Origin of the sequence: Acinetobacter sp. YH12219 (assembly GCF_013417875.1) — a bacterium.
Lineage (GTDB): Bacteria > Pseudomonadota > Gammaproteobacteria > Pseudomonadales > Moraxellaceae > Acinetobacter > Acinetobacter amyesii.
This window is the reverse complement of record NZ_VPDC01000011.1, coordinates 122410-139849: the sequence shown is the minus strand read 5'-3', so window position 1 is coordinate 139849 and position 17440 is coordinate 122410. Positions and strand designations below refer to the sequence as shown.

General features: G+C 39.3%; 18 protein-coding genes and 1 pseudogene. 10 read left to right on the top strand and 9 right to left on the bottom strand.

Features of this window, described 5'->3' with window-relative positions; all coding sequences use genetic code 11:
* From FTV04_RS08785 to FTV04_RS08770, 4 genes and pseudogenes are all read left to right on the top strand, one after another.
* Positions 1–111, top strand: a pseudogene (locus FTV04_RS08785) (IS982 family transposase); the annotation flags it as partial.
* Positions 112–423: 312 nt separating this feature from the next.
* Entirely contained in the window at positions 424–1395 is a 972-nt protein-coding gene (locus tag FTV04_RS08780) for a hypothetical protein (protein WP_180089271.1), read from the top strand.
* 94 nt (positions 1396–1489) lie between these two features.
* A complete protein-coding gene (locus FTV04_RS08775) occupies positions 1490–2335 on the top strand; it encodes a hypothetical protein (protein ID WP_180089270.1) in 846 nt (281 codons plus the stop codon).
* A 150-nt stretch (positions 2336–2485) separates the two neighbouring features.
* On the top strand, positions 2486–2929 hold the full coding sequence (locus FTV04_RS08770; RefSeq protein ID WP_257220998.1) for a hypothetical protein: 444 nt from the start codon (positions 2486–2488) through the stop codon (positions 2927–2929).
* A 108-nt stretch (positions 2930–3037) separates the two neighbouring features.
* Here FTV04_RS08770 and FTV04_RS08765 read toward each other — a convergent pair whose 3' ends face one another.
* The 8 genes from FTV04_RS08765 to gatC form a co-directional block, all read right to left on the bottom strand.
* Positions 3038–3616, bottom strand: coding sequence for a DJ-1/PfpI family protein (locus tag FTV04_RS08765; RefSeq protein ID WP_180089268.1), 579 nt, complete (start codon positions 3614–3616; stop codon positions 3038–3040).
* A gap of 346 nt (positions 3617–3962) precedes the next feature.
* On the bottom strand, positions 3963–4334 hold the full coding sequence (locus FTV04_RS16820; RefSeq protein ID WP_257220996.1) for a hypothetical protein: 372 nt from the start codon (positions 4332–4334) through the stop codon (positions 3963–3965).
* Between the two features lie 12 nt (positions 4335–4346).
* Positions 4347–4580: a hypothetical protein gene (locus tag FTV04_RS16815; protein WP_257220995.1), complete on the bottom strand. Its 234-nt coding sequence runs from the start codon at positions 4578–4580 to the stop codon at positions 4347–4349.
* A gap of 318 nt (positions 4581–4898) precedes the next feature.
* Entirely contained in the window at positions 4899–5123 is a 225-nt protein-coding gene (locus FTV04_RS08755) for a hypothetical protein (RefSeq protein ID WP_180089267.1), read from the bottom strand.
* A 217-nt stretch (positions 5124–5340) separates the two neighbouring features.
* Positions 5341–7431: a hypothetical protein gene (locus tag FTV04_RS08750; protein ID WP_180089266.1), complete on the bottom strand. Its 2091-nt coding sequence runs from the start codon at positions 7429–7431 to the stop codon at positions 5341–5343.
* Between the two features lie 58 nt (positions 7432–7489).
* Positions 7490–8965 (bottom strand): Asp-tRNA(Asn)/Glu-tRNA(Gln) amidotransferase subunit GatB, encoded by a 1476-nt coding sequence (gene gatB, locus FTV04_RS08745; protein ID WP_180089265.1) that lies wholly within the window; start codon positions 8963–8965, stop codon positions 7490–7492.
* Positions 8965–10443, bottom strand: coding sequence for an Asp-tRNA(Asn)/Glu-tRNA(Gln) amidotransferase subunit GatA (gene gatA, locus FTV04_RS08740; protein ID WP_180089264.1), 1479 nt, complete (start codon positions 10441–10443; stop codon positions 8965–8967). The genes gatB and gatA overlap by 1 nt, the downstream gene beginning before the upstream one ends.
* Positions 10444–10494: 51 nt before the next feature.
* The gene (gatC, locus tag FTV04_RS08735) at positions 10495–10809 is read right to left on the bottom strand and encodes an Asp-tRNA(Asn)/Glu-tRNA(Gln) amidotransferase subunit GatC (protein ID WP_078189985.1); all 315 of its coding nucleotides are present in this window, start codon (positions 10807–10809) and stop codon (positions 10495–10497) included.
* 133 nt (positions 10810–10942) lie between these two features.
* Between gatC and FTV04_RS08730 the strand changes: the two genes are divergently transcribed.
* The 6 genes from FTV04_RS08730 (at position 10943) to FTV04_RS08705 (ending at position 15708) form a co-directional block, all read left to right on the top strand.
* Positions 10943–11989 (top strand): rod shape-determining protein, encoded by a 1047-nt coding sequence (locus FTV04_RS08730; protein ID WP_086178633.1) that lies wholly within the window; start codon positions 10943–10945, stop codon positions 11987–11989.
* Positions 11990–12005: 16 nt separating this feature from the next.
* Positions 12006–12863 carry a rod shape-determining protein MreC gene (mreC, locus tag FTV04_RS08725; RefSeq protein WP_180089263.1) on the top strand — a complete coding sequence of 286 codons (858 nt, stop codon included), beginning with the start codon at positions 12006–12008 and terminating at the stop codon, positions 12861–12863.
* Positions 12850–13341 carry a rod shape-determining protein MreD gene (gene mreD, locus FTV04_RS08720; protein WP_168379038.1) on the top strand — a complete coding sequence of 164 codons (492 nt, stop codon included), beginning with the start codon at positions 12850–12852 and terminating at the stop codon, positions 13339–13341. The genes mreC and mreD overlap by 14 nt, the downstream gene beginning before the upstream one ends.
* Positions 13329–13895 (top strand): Maf-like protein, encoded by a 567-nt coding sequence (locus FTV04_RS08715; RefSeq protein ID WP_180089262.1) that lies wholly within the window; start codon positions 13329–13331, stop codon positions 13893–13895. Before mreD ends, FTV04_RS08715 begins: the two co-directional genes overlap by 13 nt.
* A 42-nt stretch (positions 13896–13937) precedes the next feature.
* Positions 13938–15392: a ribonuclease G gene (gene rng, locus FTV04_RS08710; protein WP_078189981.1), complete on the top strand. Its 1455-nt coding sequence runs from the start codon at positions 13938–13940 to the stop codon at positions 15390–15392.
* Between the two features lie 142 nt (positions 15393–15534).
* Positions 15535–15708 (top strand): PA1571 family protein, encoded by a 174-nt coding sequence (locus FTV04_RS08705; RefSeq protein WP_168379036.1) that lies wholly within the window; start codon positions 15535–15537, stop codon positions 15706–15708.
* A 311-nt stretch (positions 15709–16019) separates the two neighbouring features.
* On the opposite strand, the gene FTV04_RS08700 is transcribed toward FTV04_RS08705, so the two are convergent.
* Positions 16020–17399 carry a wax ester/triacylglycerol synthase family O-acyltransferase gene (locus FTV04_RS08700; RefSeq protein WP_168379035.1) on the bottom strand — a complete coding sequence of 460 codons (1380 nt, stop codon included), beginning with the start codon at positions 17397–17399 and terminating at the stop codon, positions 16020–16022.
* Between the last annotated feature and the right edge of the window lie 41 nt (positions 17400–17440).

Here is a 17440-nt window from a genome sequence, read left to right as displayed (position 1 = left end):
AAAGCTCGTAGTATTCATGGATTTCTGAGTGGGATTTACGCATCGTTATGTGCATATCAACTTAATCATCAAAATAAACCAACAATTCAAATTATGGAATCATTGGCTTAAGCGGGATTCGGGTTATTATTAATAATAGAGGCTTGTTCTGATGGCAGATTTGATAAGCACATAGCGATACATAAATGCTTGCGAAATAACCTAAAAGGGAACGATGATGACCGTTCACCAAGGATAAACAAATACACTTAAATAAAATGTGAAATTCATCAAATTAAAATTAACAACATATGCACACATCTCAAACGTGTACGATTTTAGTGATTAAATTTATAAAAATAATAAATAAAATCAAGATTATAAAATTGTGAAAGGCACTAAATTACGCTATTTTTTAGAGGTGAAATTTTTGAGATTTTTGCTGTGAATTTAAAGGCAATTTTATGGGTGGGGAGTATTGGATTTGCATTACATGGTTGTACAACCATGCAGAGTTTAAACCCAAATTCATTTAATCATTATGCATCACCACAAGAAGTGATCAATCAAAAAGGGCTAAATAGCTCAAATGGAAAGGCGAAAGAATACGTCTATGATTGGGGACCACAAAAGAAAAATGTGGAAGTAGAATCGCTCATACCTAAGCAAAATATGAGCAGTTACTGCCAAGCCAAAAATGGCAAATTTATTCAACTGAATAAAAGCAATTTGAACCAAGTCAAAAATGCATGGAGTCGTAAATTATTAGCGACCTATAGCAGTATAAAACAGAGCACAGGTGTGTTTCAGTGTAGTCAGGCAGATGGACAACGTTGGATGGTTGCTATTGAACCCGTTTCAGAGCGTAAATCGAATGACCGTTCTGAAACCCGCTTAGTGAGTTTGTATACAGCAATTATTGGACCCGAAGAACGTCGCAAAAACTATAATAAACAAGAAGAAACTGTAGCTAAAAAAGCCACACCAAGCAAAGCAAAAGCAACGACAACAAAAAGCAATGCGAAAGAGGAAGCAAAAAAAGAAGTAGAGACTAAAAAAGAAACCAAAGCCAAAGAGCCTGAAAAAAAACCTGTAGTGAAACCAGTTGCAGAAACATCGCAACAGATACAAATGCGCTTATATGTGAATGCACGACGTGACCTGAATGCCGGAAAAAATCAAGTCACCGCTTGTAATAATGCACAGCGCGCTTATAGCTATGGCAAATTAAATGGTGCAAATGCCAATAGAGCCTATGCTGAATCAGGTATGCTCGTTGCAAAATGCTTAACCTCAGTGCCTGCATATAGCAAAAGTTATCCAAACGCCAATGCAAGAGCAAAAGGCATCTTACAAAACTTAGCGACTAACTATAACCACGCAGGGGCAAAAAATATGTTGAATCGTATGAAATAAACTTCAACAGGATAAAAGCCATTTGGGGAAATAGGCTTTTATCCTGATCCAATGATGTACTCAGATAAAATTTAAAAAAATAATAAGGAAAACCATGATTTTAGTAAAAGAAACTTATTTTAATGCGCCATTATTTGACCGAGAATTAACAGAAATTACAATCAATATCGAGCAAACACCCTTCTTTTTGAATGATCGAGGGCATCCAACATATTTAGCGTCACTTGGGGCGGGGATTCATTTAATTACAGAGTCAGCCACCAATGCGAAAATGACGATGGGAAATCCCTACGATGTACCTTCCGAAATTTCGACTAAAATTACCAATTGGGGGGAGCAAACGGAGCTTGAATTTGAAGGGCAACACTTCGAGTTTATGCCATTGGTGGCAAGCAAAGAAAACGCGGCAGCTTTTGGTATCACCTTAGTTCAGGCAGGTGAAGCGATTCAGATTCATTCAAATCAAAAACGACTGTCAGAGATTCATTATGAATATGGCATGATGGCAGGTCATTATTTGCCATATGAAAGTGCAACATCAAATTTAAATGGCGGTAAAACTTTAACACCATTTGTCATTACTGATTTAGAACACCATGACTTTCCGCATATTTTTAGTGCGACAGATCAGGATCATTTGCCTCTGGTCATCTCAGTGGGACGCTATTTTCCAAATCTAGGCAAGATTTACTTGGCAGATTTATGGGTCAATCCGGGAGATGCTTTATACATTCCTGCGAAACCAAAATATTTAAATCCCGAGTTTATTGACCTACATAATAACCGTAATGCAGCACTTGCATGTTGGCGAGGTGATAGCAATAAATCGACATTGACCACCCATAGTTTGCTCGATACCCATGGAAATTTTTACTGGTATTGGAATAGAAGGCCAACGATTCATCCTCTCATCTATGCACCGACTAGCAAAAATGAATAGTTGAGTTACATAGACCAAACAGCAAATACAGCACTTCATGATACAAAGGTGACTCAAGTTTTGGGAGTTTGGTCTATGGCTTACGGTTTATCTAAAAAATTACATCTACGTTTTTCACGACCAGCAGGTTTGGCTTTATTGACACTCATCATGTTCGGGTCGACTCAGGTGAGTTTGGCGAGTCCTACGGTCGATCAGCTCAGTCAATGTTTAGTGAAATCGACCACTGCTGCGGATAAAACAGCGGTGCTGCAATGGACCTTTTCTGCCTTGGCAGCGCATCCAGATTTAAAACAATACAGTAATGTCAGTGATGCGCAAAAAACGCAACTCGATAAAAATCTGGCTCAAGTGATGCAGCGAATTTTGGTGGAGCAATGTTCTACGCAAACGCAGGCTGTAATTAAAGCCGACGGTCTACAGGCTGTAGGCGAAAGTTTTCAAGAGCTTGGTAGTATCACGGGGGATGAAATATTAAAGACGCCTGAAATTAAACAACAATTACAAGGCGTACTGCGTTATGTCGATTTGAATAAATTGGTGACCAAATTTTTAACCCCAGACATTTGGAATAAGTTAGGTGTGGTTCGTTAATTTTATTTTGAGTAAATAAAAAATGCTCCTTTTATACAAGGAGCATTTTTTATGGATTCACCCTAAATGGATGATGATCCAATGCGTTTTAGTTTCGTGACTCAAGCATTAAATGGTAATCGTCGCGCCTAATGCTTTAACAAATTGCGCCATCCACGCAGGGTGAGCAGGCCAAGCAGGAGCAGTAACTAAATGACCGTCGGTCACTGCATCCGTGACTGCAATATCTGCGTACTGACCGCCAGCCAGTTTAACTTCGGCGGCACATGCAGGATAAGCGGAACATGTACGGCCTTTCAGTACATTGGCTGCTGCCAAAATTTGCGCACCATGACAAACCGCTGCAATAGGTTTTTTCGCCGCGTCAAATTCGCGTACGATTTCAATCACACGTGCATTCATACGTAAATATTCAGGCGCACGACCGCCCGGGATCACTAAGCCGACATAGTTTTCTGAGTTAACTGCATCAAAGTCATAGTTAATCGCAAAGTTATGACCGCGTTTTTCGCTATAAGTTTGTTCACCTTCAAAATCATGAATGGCTGTGGCAATGCTGTCGCCAGCTTTTTTGTCAGGACAAACGGCATGAACGGTATAACCAAGACCAACTAAAAATTGAAAAGGTACCATTGTTTCGTAGTCTTCAGCATAGTCGCCCACGAGCATAAGAATTTGTTTTGACATGATGTAACCCTCTGTTGAAATATGATTTATATCAATTTTTCATTTACCTTAGCATATTGAAATGACAGTTTTAAGCAGGCTGTAAATTCTTTAGTTGTATATTTTTATCTGGATTTATAAAAGTTATAGATGGTTATAGTTCAAATTATGATGAGTTTAGTAGGCTAGATGCTATCAATTATTAATGACTTTGGTGTTTTTCACATAGCTTTAAAAAGTTAAATATTTATCTCTCCCTTGTGCAGCAGTGCTGCTTATCTCCTAAAAGGAGAGGGGGGATATCCAAAAAATCGTTTAAGTATTTATTCACTTTGAAAGCTCCCTCTCCCATTAGGAGAGGGATAAATCACAGCAAATCAGGATAAAATTTTTCATAGTCTAGATTTGGTTCATGAGTTACTTGCAGCTTGCCTTTAGATCCTGTGACATAGCTATTGATCTCTTTAAGTGGTTTCTCATGCCAACCGATATTGAATGCACAAAACGTATTTTCTTTTTTAAAAAATTCTAGATGACTGTATGGCAAGTGATTGTGAATCCAATATGCAATCTGTTTCCAATTATTTGGGTCTTTTTCAATTAAATCGATGAGTGAGGGAATGATAATACACGCCGTTGCACCGTAGCCTTTTGCGTCAGGATAGTCCCAAATATGGCTTGCAAAGTTTTTCTCATTGCTCGCGCAGTTGTGTCCTTTTTCATTGCCGATTTGGTTCACGCTTGGTGAACGTTACGTGGAACGAATGGCAATACGTCCAAACTTTTCTTGCAGTGGTTCAAGTAGTTCTTCGCAGAGTTTTGATCCCATACGAATCGCAATGTCAGGATGGTCGGGGAAATTTGGTACACCGTACCAATTGGCGATTTCGCTATAGAGGAAATCACGCATAAAAAAAGACTTTGACAGTTGAATACGTCCTAAGTCTTCGAGTTTGGCGATAGAGGATACTTTTTTGATGGTCATTTTGTTTTTGGTGTGAAGTGTTTGGATTGATTGTATGTTTAAAATTTTGAAAATTAAATATTTACCTCTCTCTAGCCCTCTCCTTAAAGGAGAGGGAACTTCCAATACTAAATTATAACGGCAAATAATTTATAATGAGAGCTCCTTCTCCCTCTGGGATGAGAAGCACTGCTTCGCAAGGGGGATGAGGGTAGAAGTCACGCATGAAAAAAGACTTCGAAAGTTGGATATATCCTAAGTCTTCGAATTTGGCGATTGAGGATACTTTTTTTGATGGTCATGTTGTTTGAGCTAGGTGTGATTCGAGGCTTAATATGACTAATGGAAGAAGCCAATAATTATTTTGATAATCAAAACAATAGGGGTGAAGATCAGTTCAAGGCCATCTGCAATGTTCTGCCAAAATGAAGTTCGATTATGCCGATTTTTACGGAGTGTACCAAGCTTATTTCGTGTTTTGGGTAAGATAAATGGAATTGCAATTACTAGTACAAAAATGCTCAGTGCAAGTTGAATGTAGAGCTGTAATTGGTTGGCTGTCATTAATTATTTTTTTATTTTGAATCAGTATAGTGCAAATGTTTAGCTTTAAAAAATACCTTTCCTTTACCAACTCAAAATATATTCTGAGGATGCTCTCACTTGCGCTGCGTTTTAAAGCAGTGCTTTAAAACTTGCTCAGGAGAGGGAATCACGTGTATCGCACTGATCACATGAAAAAGTCTTCCTTTTCTAACGGGAGGTTTAGTGCAATTTATAGTTAATTAACTTCTTTATATAATTTTTCAGGTTTGAATGCCTCTATATTGAAGTAATGTAATTCTTTATTTATACTGTATTCTCTAAATGGGATTTTTTGAATTTGAATATAAGAAAATGTCTTATAATCACTAATTACTTTACCATTAATGAAATCTATGAGGTCTTGTACTTCGAAAGTATTATTAGACCAAACATTAAATTTTTTCATTTTAAAAATAATTTTTCCATCAATTAAAAAATTAATCAAATCATAGGCACATATAATGTGCGATTCTTCCATTTTATGCCCACTAAAAAGCCTATTAGAGTTAATTACACCATAATGTAAATTGTATCTCTTAAAATTTATTTTTAGTTTAAGACATAGGTTTTTAAAAGTAGATATATCTGATAGATTTTTTTTAAACTTTTTAATTTGTGATTGTGCTTTTAGTAAATGACTGTATGTATTTCTTAATTCATAGCTATTAACTGGATGGTAGGGATTTTTACATTCAAATATGAAAATATTATTTGTATTTTCATCTACAATTATTAAATCAATTTCATCTTTCCCAAATTTAAAATCTTTTTCTACAATAAAGCCTCTGGAGTTGAAAATTTTTTCTAAAGTGTCAATCATCATATCATGGCCTTGCTTTGGGATAGATAAACTTTTATCTTGTGACCATAGGCTGTAACGAATAAAATTTGACATACAAAAAATTGTAGGAGAAATAATTAAAGAATTTTTTAAAAAAATGAAAGGTGTATATTGCAAGTCAAAGCTATCATTAATTTTTTCAAAATCAGATGAAAAAATTTCTAATAATTTTGATATTTTTTCTGGATTTAGATCAGGATAAATATTTGTAATAAAGCTTATGAAAGTTTCTATATTAAAGACAGGGAGAATAGATCTTAATAAAACTTTATGTCTTAATTTAAATTCTTTATATTCTATTTCGGCCGCTTTCCTAAAAATAAAACTAGTGAAAATGAACACTCTATGAAGTGATATAATATCGAGTATAGATAGTCCCTCTTTAATTTTAAAATCTAGAATACTATTAGGATAGTAATTGTCAAATAATAATCCTTCTAACATTTGAGACTCATTAATATATAAGGATCGTGTGTTGAATAACTCTAGGAATTCAGGTATACACATAATTTTTAGAGTAATTCTTTCAAAATAATTACTGCCTTTAATCTCATAGAATTTTTTTATATCTTCATCTTTAAAATCATTAAGAAAATCAATTAAAGTTTTTCCTTCTTTTAAGCTTCTAATTGCATTGTTATTCATCGCAATTTTTGATTTTGTATATCCCCATGATATTGCTTTATCAATTTTGGTATTCTTAATTGTTAATATTTTTTTTTCTAATGAAACATCAAAGTCAAAGAAATCTATTTTAATCTCAAAATCTTTATATATTAAAATCTTCTTGATAGAGTCAATAATTATTAATACAGAGGTATGGGGGAGACTTTCATTTATAAAGCTTTCAGAAATAAATTCAGAAGGGTGAAGCTCTTTTAAACAAAAAATAAAATATGAAATGCATTCTAATAGATCTTCAATAGATATATTTTCTGATTGTGAGAAATGTTTTTCAGGATTGTCTATTAGACCAAAAGTCTTTTCGTAAAACTCTTGATCGGCTGAGGCTAATAATGTTTTAAATAGAAATTTAGAATCTTTAATGTTGTTAATAATTATATTGTATTCATGGGTAATATCTGAGCTGAGAATATAAAAATTATTAAGATTTTGTAGATATTTTTTATTGGATTCATGTAAGTTTTCAATTGTTAATAATATTTTTAAAATTTTTTTTGTTACTTTTGCCTGAAAATGATATTTAGAGATTCTAAAAATTCCTAAGTTTCTAAAATTAATTATTAAAATGTCATTTGGAATAGTAGATTTAATGAGTATATTTACATATTTTGAAGAGTCTTCATAACTTTTTGGTATTAAATGCTGTAAATCTTGGGTAATTTTTTTTAAATTTTTTTCTTTATTCTTTTTTGACCATGAATCATAAATTGCATTCAATTCAATTGTTGCTTCTTCTTCAGATGTAGTTAAATTTAGAAACATGATAAATCCCTCAATTTTGAGGGATTTATCTCATGATATTAACTGACTAGTCAATAAATCAACCAATCAACTTCTTCATTAATTCATTCACTTGAGCAGGGTTAGCTTTACCTTTCGCTGCTTTCATCACTTGACCAACAAGACCGTTGAAAGCTTTCTCTTTACCAGATTTATACTCTTCAACCATCTTCTCGTTAGCAGCAAGAACTTCCTTAATAATCGCTTCAATTGCGCCTGTATCAGTTTCCTGTTTCAAGCCTTTTTCAGCAATAATTTCGTCCGCAGTTTTGCCTTCTTCCCACATAAAGCCGAACACTTGTTTCGCAATCTTACCGTTAATCGTGTTGTCCACAATACGTGCGATCATACCGCCAAGTTTTTCAGCAGATACAGGAGAGTCATGAAGCTCTAGGCCTGCTTTGTTTAAAGCACCAGAGAATTCACCCATCACCCAGTTAGCAGACACTTTACCTTGTGAAGCACCGCCAGCAGCTTTTACGACTTCTTCATAAAACTCTGACATTTCACGAGTAAGCGTCAGCACGTGTGCATCGTACTCAGTCACACCAAAGTCAGCCACAAAGCGTGCACGACGTGCGGCAGGAAGCTCAGGCATGGTTGCCTTAATTGCTTCGATTTGTTCGTCTGCAATGATCACAGGCAACAAGTCAGGGTCAGGGAAGTAGCGGTAATCGTTCGCTTCTTCTTTAGAACGCATTGAACGCGTTTCCATCTTCACAGGGTCGAATAAACGTGTTTCTTGATCAATGGTGCCATCCCATTCCAAGATTTCCATTTGACGTTCAATTTCAACATTGATTGCTTGTTCAATGAAACGGAAAGAGTTCAAGTTTTTCAACTCACAACGCGTACCAAACGGTTGACCCGGACGACGTAAAGACACGTTACAGTCTGCACGGAACGAACCTTCTGCCATGTTACCGTCAGAAATGCCTAACCAACGAACAAGCGTGTGAATCGCTTTAATGTAGGCAACTGCTTCTTCAACCGAACGCATATCAGGTTCAGATACGATTTCAAGCAGTGGCGTACCTGCACGGTTTAAATCGATACCAGATTGACCTTCAAATTGGTCATGGATTGATTTACCTGCATCTTCTTCAAGGTGCGCACGTGTCACGCCAATACGCTTTACAGTGCCATCTTCAAGTTGAATGTCGATATGACCCAAGCCCACAATCGGGTTGTCCATTTGGCTGATTTGGTAGCCTTTAGGAGAGTCAGGGTAGAAATAGTTTTTACGTGCAAATACAGACGCTTGGTCGATATAAGCATCGATACCCAAACCAAAGCGAATCGCAAGATCGACCACTTCTTTGTTGAGTACAGGCAATACGCCCGGCATTGCAAGGTCAACTAGGCTCGCTTGTGTATTTGGGTCTTGACCAAACGTAGTTGATGAACCTGAGAAAATTTTGGTATTGGTTGCAAGCTGAGTGTGAATCTCGATACCAATCACCACTTCCCAACCATCAATCAGGTTAGATTTTGGTTTCGCAGCGTTTTTAGCCATTATGCATTCTCCTCAGCAATTGCAGCGCGTTGTGTATGCCAATCCGTTGCTTGTTGGTACTGATGTACCACAGACAACAATTGAGATTCTGACCAGTAGTTACCAATCAGCTGTAAGCCAACAGGCAAGTTGTCTTTGTCAAAACCAACAGGCGCGTTAATCGCAGGCAGACCTGCCAAGTTCACTGCGATGGTGTAGATGTCACCTAAGTACATTTCTACAGGAGACAAGTTTGCACCAATCTTATACGCCGTAGTCGGTGCAGCAGGAGCCGCAATCACGTCTACAGACTCAAATGCTTTTAAGAAATCTTGTTGAATTAAACGACGTACTTTTTGTGCTTTCACATAATAAGCATCGTAGTAACCCGCAGACAGCGCGTAAGTACCAATCAAGATACGGCGTTGCACTTCTTTACCAAAACCTTCTGAACGTGAACGTTTGTACAAGTCCATCAAATCCACAGGGTTTTCTGCACGGTAGCCATAACGTACGCCGTCGAAACGAGATAAGTTAGACGATGCTTCAGCAGGGGCAATCAAGTAGTAAGTCGGCACGTAGCTTTCAGTCATGTTTAGGTCAATCTCAACCAAGATTGCGCCCATTTCTTCAAGCTTTTTCAGTGACTCTTCAACGCGTGCTTTTACGTCTGCATCTAAACCAGCAACGTTAAAGTACTGTTTAGGAATACCAATGCGTAATCCTTTTACAGAAGTGCCGTTTAGGTTAGCAACATAGTTGTCTACGTCTTTTTCAACCGAAGTTGAATCTTTCGCGTCATGACCTGCCATCACGTTCATGAGGTAAGCACAGTCTTCAGCCGAACGTGCCATTGGGCCGCCTTGGTCTAAAGATGATGCATACGCGATCATACCGAAGCGTGACACACGACCATACGTCGGTTTAAGGCCTGTTAGACCACAGAAAGATGCAGGTTGACGGATTGAACCACCGGTATCTGTACCTGTTGCGAACGGCGCAAGATCAGCTGCTACCGCTGCCGCAGAACCGCCTGAAGAACCACCGGGAACATGGTTTAAGTTCCACGGGTTCGCAGTCGCGCCATAAAATGAATTTTCAGAGGTCGAACCCATGGCGAATTCATCCATGTTCACTTTACCTAAAGTGACAAGGCCCGCAGCTTTACCTTTCGCTACAACGGTCGCGTCGTAAGGAGAGATAAAATTGTCCAGCATTTTAGAACCAGCAGTGGTTTTAATGCCTTGGGTACAGAAAATATCTTTGTGCGCAATTGGTACACCGGTCAACGCAGTTGCATTGCCTGATTTAATTGCAGCATCAGCCGCATCTGCTTGCGCAAGTGCTTGTTCAGCAGTCACGGTCACGTATGACTTGACTTGAGCATCGATTTTTTCAATGCGTTTTAAATAGTGTTCAGTCAATTCGCGTGAAGAAAATTTAGCGCCAGCCAAACCTTCAGACAATTCACGAATTGATAAGCGATGTAAATCTGTCATGAGAAATATTTCTTTACGTTTAATTTGAAAAAATGTTGATCTGAATAAAAATTATTCAATCACACGCGGAACAAGGTACAAGCCATCCTGTACGGCAGGAGCAACTGCTTGATATGCTTCGCGATGATTGGTCTCAGATACCACGTCTTCACGTAAGGGCTGTGGATTGTCGAATGGACTTTTTAGTGGTTCAACACCGTCAGTATCGATGCCTTTCAGGGTTTCCATCATGCCTAAAATTTTATTTAAACTTTGAGCATAGTCGGCAGATTGCGCTTCATCTAGCGACAATCGAGCCAGATGGGCAATCGCTGAAACTGTTTGTGCATTTAGATCTGCAGAATGCTGTGCATCCGATGTAGACATAACATTACCTAATCAGTATTAAAAAAATTCAAAATATCGTGGCTTATAATAAGCGATTGACTTGTTCAAATCATCACATTTAGTTAAAGTTGCCACCTTGCGTCCATATAAAAGTTTAACTGAGAACGTCCCCGTGATTCTAAAACGACTAATTGGCTTGTTTTCGCCGGATCTTGCCATTGATTTAGGCACTGCAAATACACTTATTTATGCGCCAGGACGAGGCATTATATTAAATGAACCGACGGTGGTGGCAATTCGCCACAGTGGTTCACAAAAAATCGTTGCCGCAGTAGGTCTTGACGCGAAGCAAATGCTAGGTCGTACACCTGCAAATATTTCTGCGATTCGCCCAATGAAAGATGGTGTGATTGCAGATTTTGAAGTCACTGAAACGATGTTGAATCAATTCATTGGCAAAGTGCACGAAAAACGTTTGTTCCCACCTGCACCGCGTGTCGTGGTGTGTGTGCCATGTAAATCGACGTTGGTGGAACGCCGTGCAATCCGTGAAGCTGTATACAATGCAGGTGCACGTGAAGTTCGCTTAATTGAAGAGCCAATGGCTGCTGCAATTGGTGCAGGTATGCCCGTTGAGCAAGCTTGTGGTTCGATGGTTGTCGATGTTGGTGGTGGTACAACTGAAATCGCGATCATTTCACTTCAAGGTTGTGTCTATGCAGACTCACTGCGTATCGGTGGTGATGTATTTGATGAGCAAATCATTAACTACGTGCGTAAAGCACATGGTTGTGTGATTGGTGAAACCACTGCAGAAAACATCAAAAAAGAAGTTGGTATGGCGCTTCCAGAAGAAGGTGCGAAACCTTTGGAAATCGAAGTCCGTGGTCGTAACTTGGCTGAAGGTGTACCTCGTGCGATTACCGTAACTTCTGACGAAGTGACTCAAGCGATTTCTGATCCACTACAAAACATTGTGGCTGCGGTTAAATCTGCACTAGAGCAAACGCCACCTGAGTTGTCTTCAGACATCGCAGAGCGCGGTATTGTGTTGACTGGTGGTGGTGCATTACTTCGCAATCTTGATAAGCTTCTTGCAAAAGAAACAGGTCTTCCTGTCGTAGTTGCAGAAGATCCACTATCATGTGTTACACGTGGTGGCGGTAAGGTTCTCGAATTCTTCGATAACCCAAATCATGACATGTTATTTGTAGGCTAAGAAAAGGACTCGGCGGGTGCAAACGCAACTGTTTTCAAGACAACCGCCATCTTTTCGCTCATTTATCATTGCGGTGATTACATGCTTGGTGGTGCTTTTCTTTGATTGGCGCATGCCACATGTAATTCAACCGGCCAGAGACGTCTTGTATGCGGCATATAATCCAATTTATGCACTAGCAAGCTATCCAGTGTTATCGCGAGAATGGCTGAATCAACAAACCAAGTCCGAAGCTCAATTACGTCGTGAAAATACCGCGATGCAAGCAGAGTTAATTCAGGCTCAAGTCCGTTTACAGAAACTTTCTGAACTTTCTGCTGAAAATACTCGACTGCGTGGACTACTCGATACACCACTCATCATTGATGGTCGTATGGAGATTGCCGAAGTCATTGGTACCGATGCTGATCCCTTACGTCATATTATTGTGATTAACCGTGGAGCTAGCAGTCAGCTTAAAGTGGGACAAACTGTACTCGATGACAAGGGCATTATGGGGCAAATTATCAATGTTTACCCACATAGTAGCCGTGTCATGTTGCTCTCAGACAAAGAGCACTCTTTATCCGTGCGGATGGAGCATACCGGTATGCGCGCAATCGTTACGGGTACAGGTGACTTAGGTCGACTTAATATGGAATACGTGCCAACCAGTGCCAATATCAAAGTCGGTGAAAAAGTCTATAGCTCAGGGCTAGGGGCACATTTCCCAGCGGGTTATTTGGTGGGGACAGTGTCGAAAGTCAGTCGTCACAATAGTGGTGAATTTGCCCAAATTGATATCAATCCTGCTGCACAATTGGCAGGCGGTCATCATGTGGTTGTGCTATTTTCCGATTCTTTAGCGATGGAGCAACCGCATGTCACTCGCTAAGCTTAGTCGTCATACAGAGCGCGACCCATTATTTCCGATTATCTTTTCCATCATTTTGGCATCCGTGCTGATGGTGTATCCGCTTTCTTATGACCTATCGGGTTGGCGCCCATTATTCATGATGATGATCATGTTATTTTGGGTACTCTGTCAGCCGACATGGTGCGGTGTTTGGTTTGCATTTGCCACAGGTCTATTTACCGACTTATTGACTGATGCGCCTTTTGGTATGAACGCACTGAGTTTTGTGGTCATTGCATTTGTGACACGCTTTTTAACCCGTGAACGTCGTATCCTCACATTTGGTAATTTATGGATTATTGCTGCAATGGCAATTTTCGCGCATTTACTGTTTGTGTGGATTGTTCAAGTGATGGGTGGGGCACAGTTTTCATTTGCTCGCCATTGGCAGCCAATTGTTACTAGCTTACTCATTTGGCCAATCATGTATTACTTCCTGAGAAAATGGCGCATATAATTTTAGCTTCGAGTTCTCCTCGACGACGCGAACTTTTACAACAATTAGGTCTGGAATTTGAAATTTTCAGTCCAGATATTGATGAGTCCGTGTTGGAAGGAGAACCTGTAGCGGATTATGTAGAGCGTTTAGCACGAACCAAAGCTTCCGCAGTACAACAACAATTCCCTAATGCTATCGTTATTGCCGCCGATACCAGTTTAGGCGTAGATGAGCACATTTTAGGAAAACCAGCGTCGAAAGCACATGCTTTTTCTATGTGGGAAATGATCTCTGGACGAAAACATGATGTGTTTTCAGGTGTTTGTGTCAGTACAAAAGATCAAATATACAGTATAGTAGTGCGTACACAGGTTGAATTTCAAACGCTGAGTCTAGCTGACATGGAAAGCTACTGGGCAACAGGTGAACCAATCGGCAAGGCGGGAGCCTATGCTATTCAAGGAATTGCTGCGCGCTATATTCCTTGTATTGAAGGGAGCTACAGCAATGTCGTTGGGCTGCCTTTGCATGAAACCGTACAGTTATTACAGACAGTTAAGGCATTAAATTAACTGCTGCAACACAAGAATTTTTATAATGTTTTGAGTTTTGATATGTCTGACGAGTTGTTGATTAACGTCACACCGATGGAATGTCGTGTGGCGTTGATTCAAAACGGTACGGTCAATGAATTATTTGTTGAACGCACCGTGAAGCGTGGGTTAGTGGGCAATATTTATAAAGGGAAAGTTGTTCGTGTGCTTCCGGGTATGCAGGCTGCTTTTATTGATATTGGATTGTCGAGAACGGCTTTTTTACATATCAATGATATGGTCTGGCAGCGCAATCAACCGACCCCGAACGTTTTTGAGCTGTTACAACCGGGACAAGTACTCACCGTACAAGTCATGAAAGATATGTTGGGTACCAAAGGTGCACGACTTTCTACTGATCTTTCTATTCCTTCCCGTTACCTCGTTTTAATGCCATATGGCAGTCATACCGGTGTTTCACAGCGCATTGAGTCTGAAGAAGAACGTGATCGCTTGCGTAGCATGATTGAACGCATCCAAAAGGAACACAACTTACCGGGTTCAGTCATCGTTCGTACTGCCGCCGAAGGTATTCCTGAATGTGAAATTGCGCAGGACATGGCTTATTTAGCAAAACTGTGGGAATACATTCAACGTAAACAACGCAGTATTGTCGTACCTTCTTTGATTTTTGAAGAGCTACCTTTACCGCAACGCGTCATCCGTGATTTGGCCAATGAAGATACGTCTAAAATTCAGGTCGACTCACGAGAAGTACATGGTAAATTGCAAGAATTTGTCCAAGAATTTGTACCGAGTATGCAAAATCGCTTACTACATTATCCGGGTGAGCGTCCAATTTTTGACTTATACAATGTCGAAGAAGATATTCAAAAAGCCTTACAGACACGTGTAGCACTTAAGTCTGGCGGCTACCTGATGATCGATCAAACTGAAGCGATGACCACGATTGATGTCAATACTGGCTCCTATGTTGGTGGTCGTTCACTTGAAGACACTGTGTTTAAAACCAATATGGAAGCCACACAGGTCATTGCACGTCAGCTTCGACTACGTAATTTGGGCGGGATTATCATTATTGACTTCATTGATATGCAAGAAGCACATCATCGTGAAGAAGTGATGAGCCAGTTTGAGAAAATGCTTGAGCGCGATCATGCCAAAACCAAGATCACTCAAGTGTCTGAGCTGGGTTTGGTGGAAATGACCCGTAAACGCACCCGTGAATCTCTAGAGCATCTGCTTTGTGATTCTTGCCCGACCTGTCAGGGGCGTGGTTATGTGAAAACGGCTGAAACAGTTTGCTATGAAATTTTCCGTGAAATCTTGAGATATGCACGTGCTTATGAATCACAAAGTGGTTTCACTGTGGTGGCACATCCATCGGTGATTGACCGATTGTTAACTGCTGAAGCACCTGCGGTAGCTGATTTAGAGCACTTTATTAGCCGTGTGATCAAGTTCCAAGTGGAAAATTTATATACGCAAGAGCAATACGATATCATTCTGAGCTGAAATTGTAACAGAATATCGTTAAACACTTGTTACAACTGAGATTTTACTTTTGAACTGTTATTTTGAATACTAGACACATCAAATAGCCAAAGCCATTTTCCTGCATTGGACTTGAAAATGGCTTAGCAAAAAGAGGTGTACTATGGGTGTTAGTAAAACAGTAATGAAAAGTGGTCTTAAAACTGTTGTTGAAGCAAAAGCGATCCATTCAGGTTATATCGTGGATGAGCGTGGTAATGAGGTTCAAATTACAGCGTCTATGATTCGTTCTGCTTGTCATCAGTTACTTAAACAGTGCCGAGCAATTAAAGCTTAAATATTGAAATATAAATAATGTAATCTAGAGGGTTAAAGTGCTAACGCGCAATTCTAAAATATTTAATGCGCTAAAATTTTATAAATAATGGAAAATAAACTTAATTATCAGTTCGTATCTACAAGTCATAATTAAACAATAGCAACGGATTTGTTCACCTAAATTTTAGCTTATACACATAAATTGCTCCAAAAAATCAATCAAAGTTCAAATACTAAAAACCCGTCTAGATTGTTCAATTTAGACGGGTTTTTATCATTATGTATGGTTCAAGATGCTGATGAATTGATACCAAATCTAGAAACAGGCGGTTAGCTAACCGCCTGTAACTTTGGGGAATCTTGGTTCACAATAGTTTCAAATCGTTGAATTTCTTCTTCCAAATGCGTCAGTAAATTTTGCATTTTTGGCAGCGCATTACGACATGCGGTTAAACCCACTTCAAGCTTATCTAAATAGCTGGTCATGGTGATATTAAGCGCTTGACCATCCAAAACAATAGACGCTGGGTAGAGCGCTTCTAAACGTGCACCATTCCAATATAACGGCTCTTGTGGGCCGGGAACATTCGAAATGACCAAGTTAAAGGCCTGACGTTTTGGCATGAAGCCTGATGCAATATTTAAACCTGCTGCACTGTAGACAAAAGCACTGTAGTTTAAAATTTGATTCGAGTTCATCCGCTTAAAGCGCTCTTTGGCATTGAGCACACTACGACGCACAATCTTCAACCGTTCTAGCGGATCTTCTTTATGGGTTCCAAGATTGGCCAAAATCATGGTAATACGGTTTGACATATCTGAATCATCGGTACGCACAGATGCAGGCACCATGGCAATCAATGGCTTTTTAGGTAAAGCATTTTGTGTAATTAAATATTCACGTAATGCGCCTGAACAAATTGCAAGCACAATATCGTTAATTGTTACGCCGAGTGACTTGGCAATATGTGACAAACGTGAAAATTCAAAAGACTGAGCAGCGAAACGACGAGAAGAACTAACCCGTTGGTTTAATATTGAACTCGGCGCTTGGAAACTAGACACATAATCTGGGTTACGCCCCATATCTTTCATTACTGTTTGTGACAGTTCGTACAAAACTCGTGGAGTTGAGTCAAGTTGTCCCTTAATGGTCGATAACAGACCTTTCATACGACTGGATTTAGGCTGTTTCAGGCGTTTTGCACGAGGGCCTTCTACACACCATGGTGGCACAATTCTTTTAGCATCTGGGTCATGCGAAAGTGATTTTTCAACTAAACGCATACCTGCAATGCCATCGACCATCGCGTGGTGGATTTTGAAGTACATAGCAAAACGATTGCCTTCAATGCCTTCAATAATATGGCAAGTCCAAAGCGGTTTCGCACGGTCAATCAGCGCACTGTGTTCTTGAGAAATATAAGTCAAAAGTTCACGAATACGACCGGGATGCGGCAGTGCGATATGGCGGAAGTGATGATCTAAATCAAACTCTTCGTCTTCATCCCAAAAGAAGCCGTTGAGTTTATTGTTAAAAGGAGGAATAGGAATGGATTTTGAATTACGAATATCTGCGACTAAATCTTGAATAAAAGTATCTGGTGCATTGTCAGGGATCTGAAATAAAAATAGACCACCTACGTGCATCGGTTGTTGCCGTTTCTCTAAATTTAAGAATATGAAATCAATAGGATGTAATGGACGCATAGCGTTGATTGCCTCACTGCAATTTCTACAGCTGCTCATGT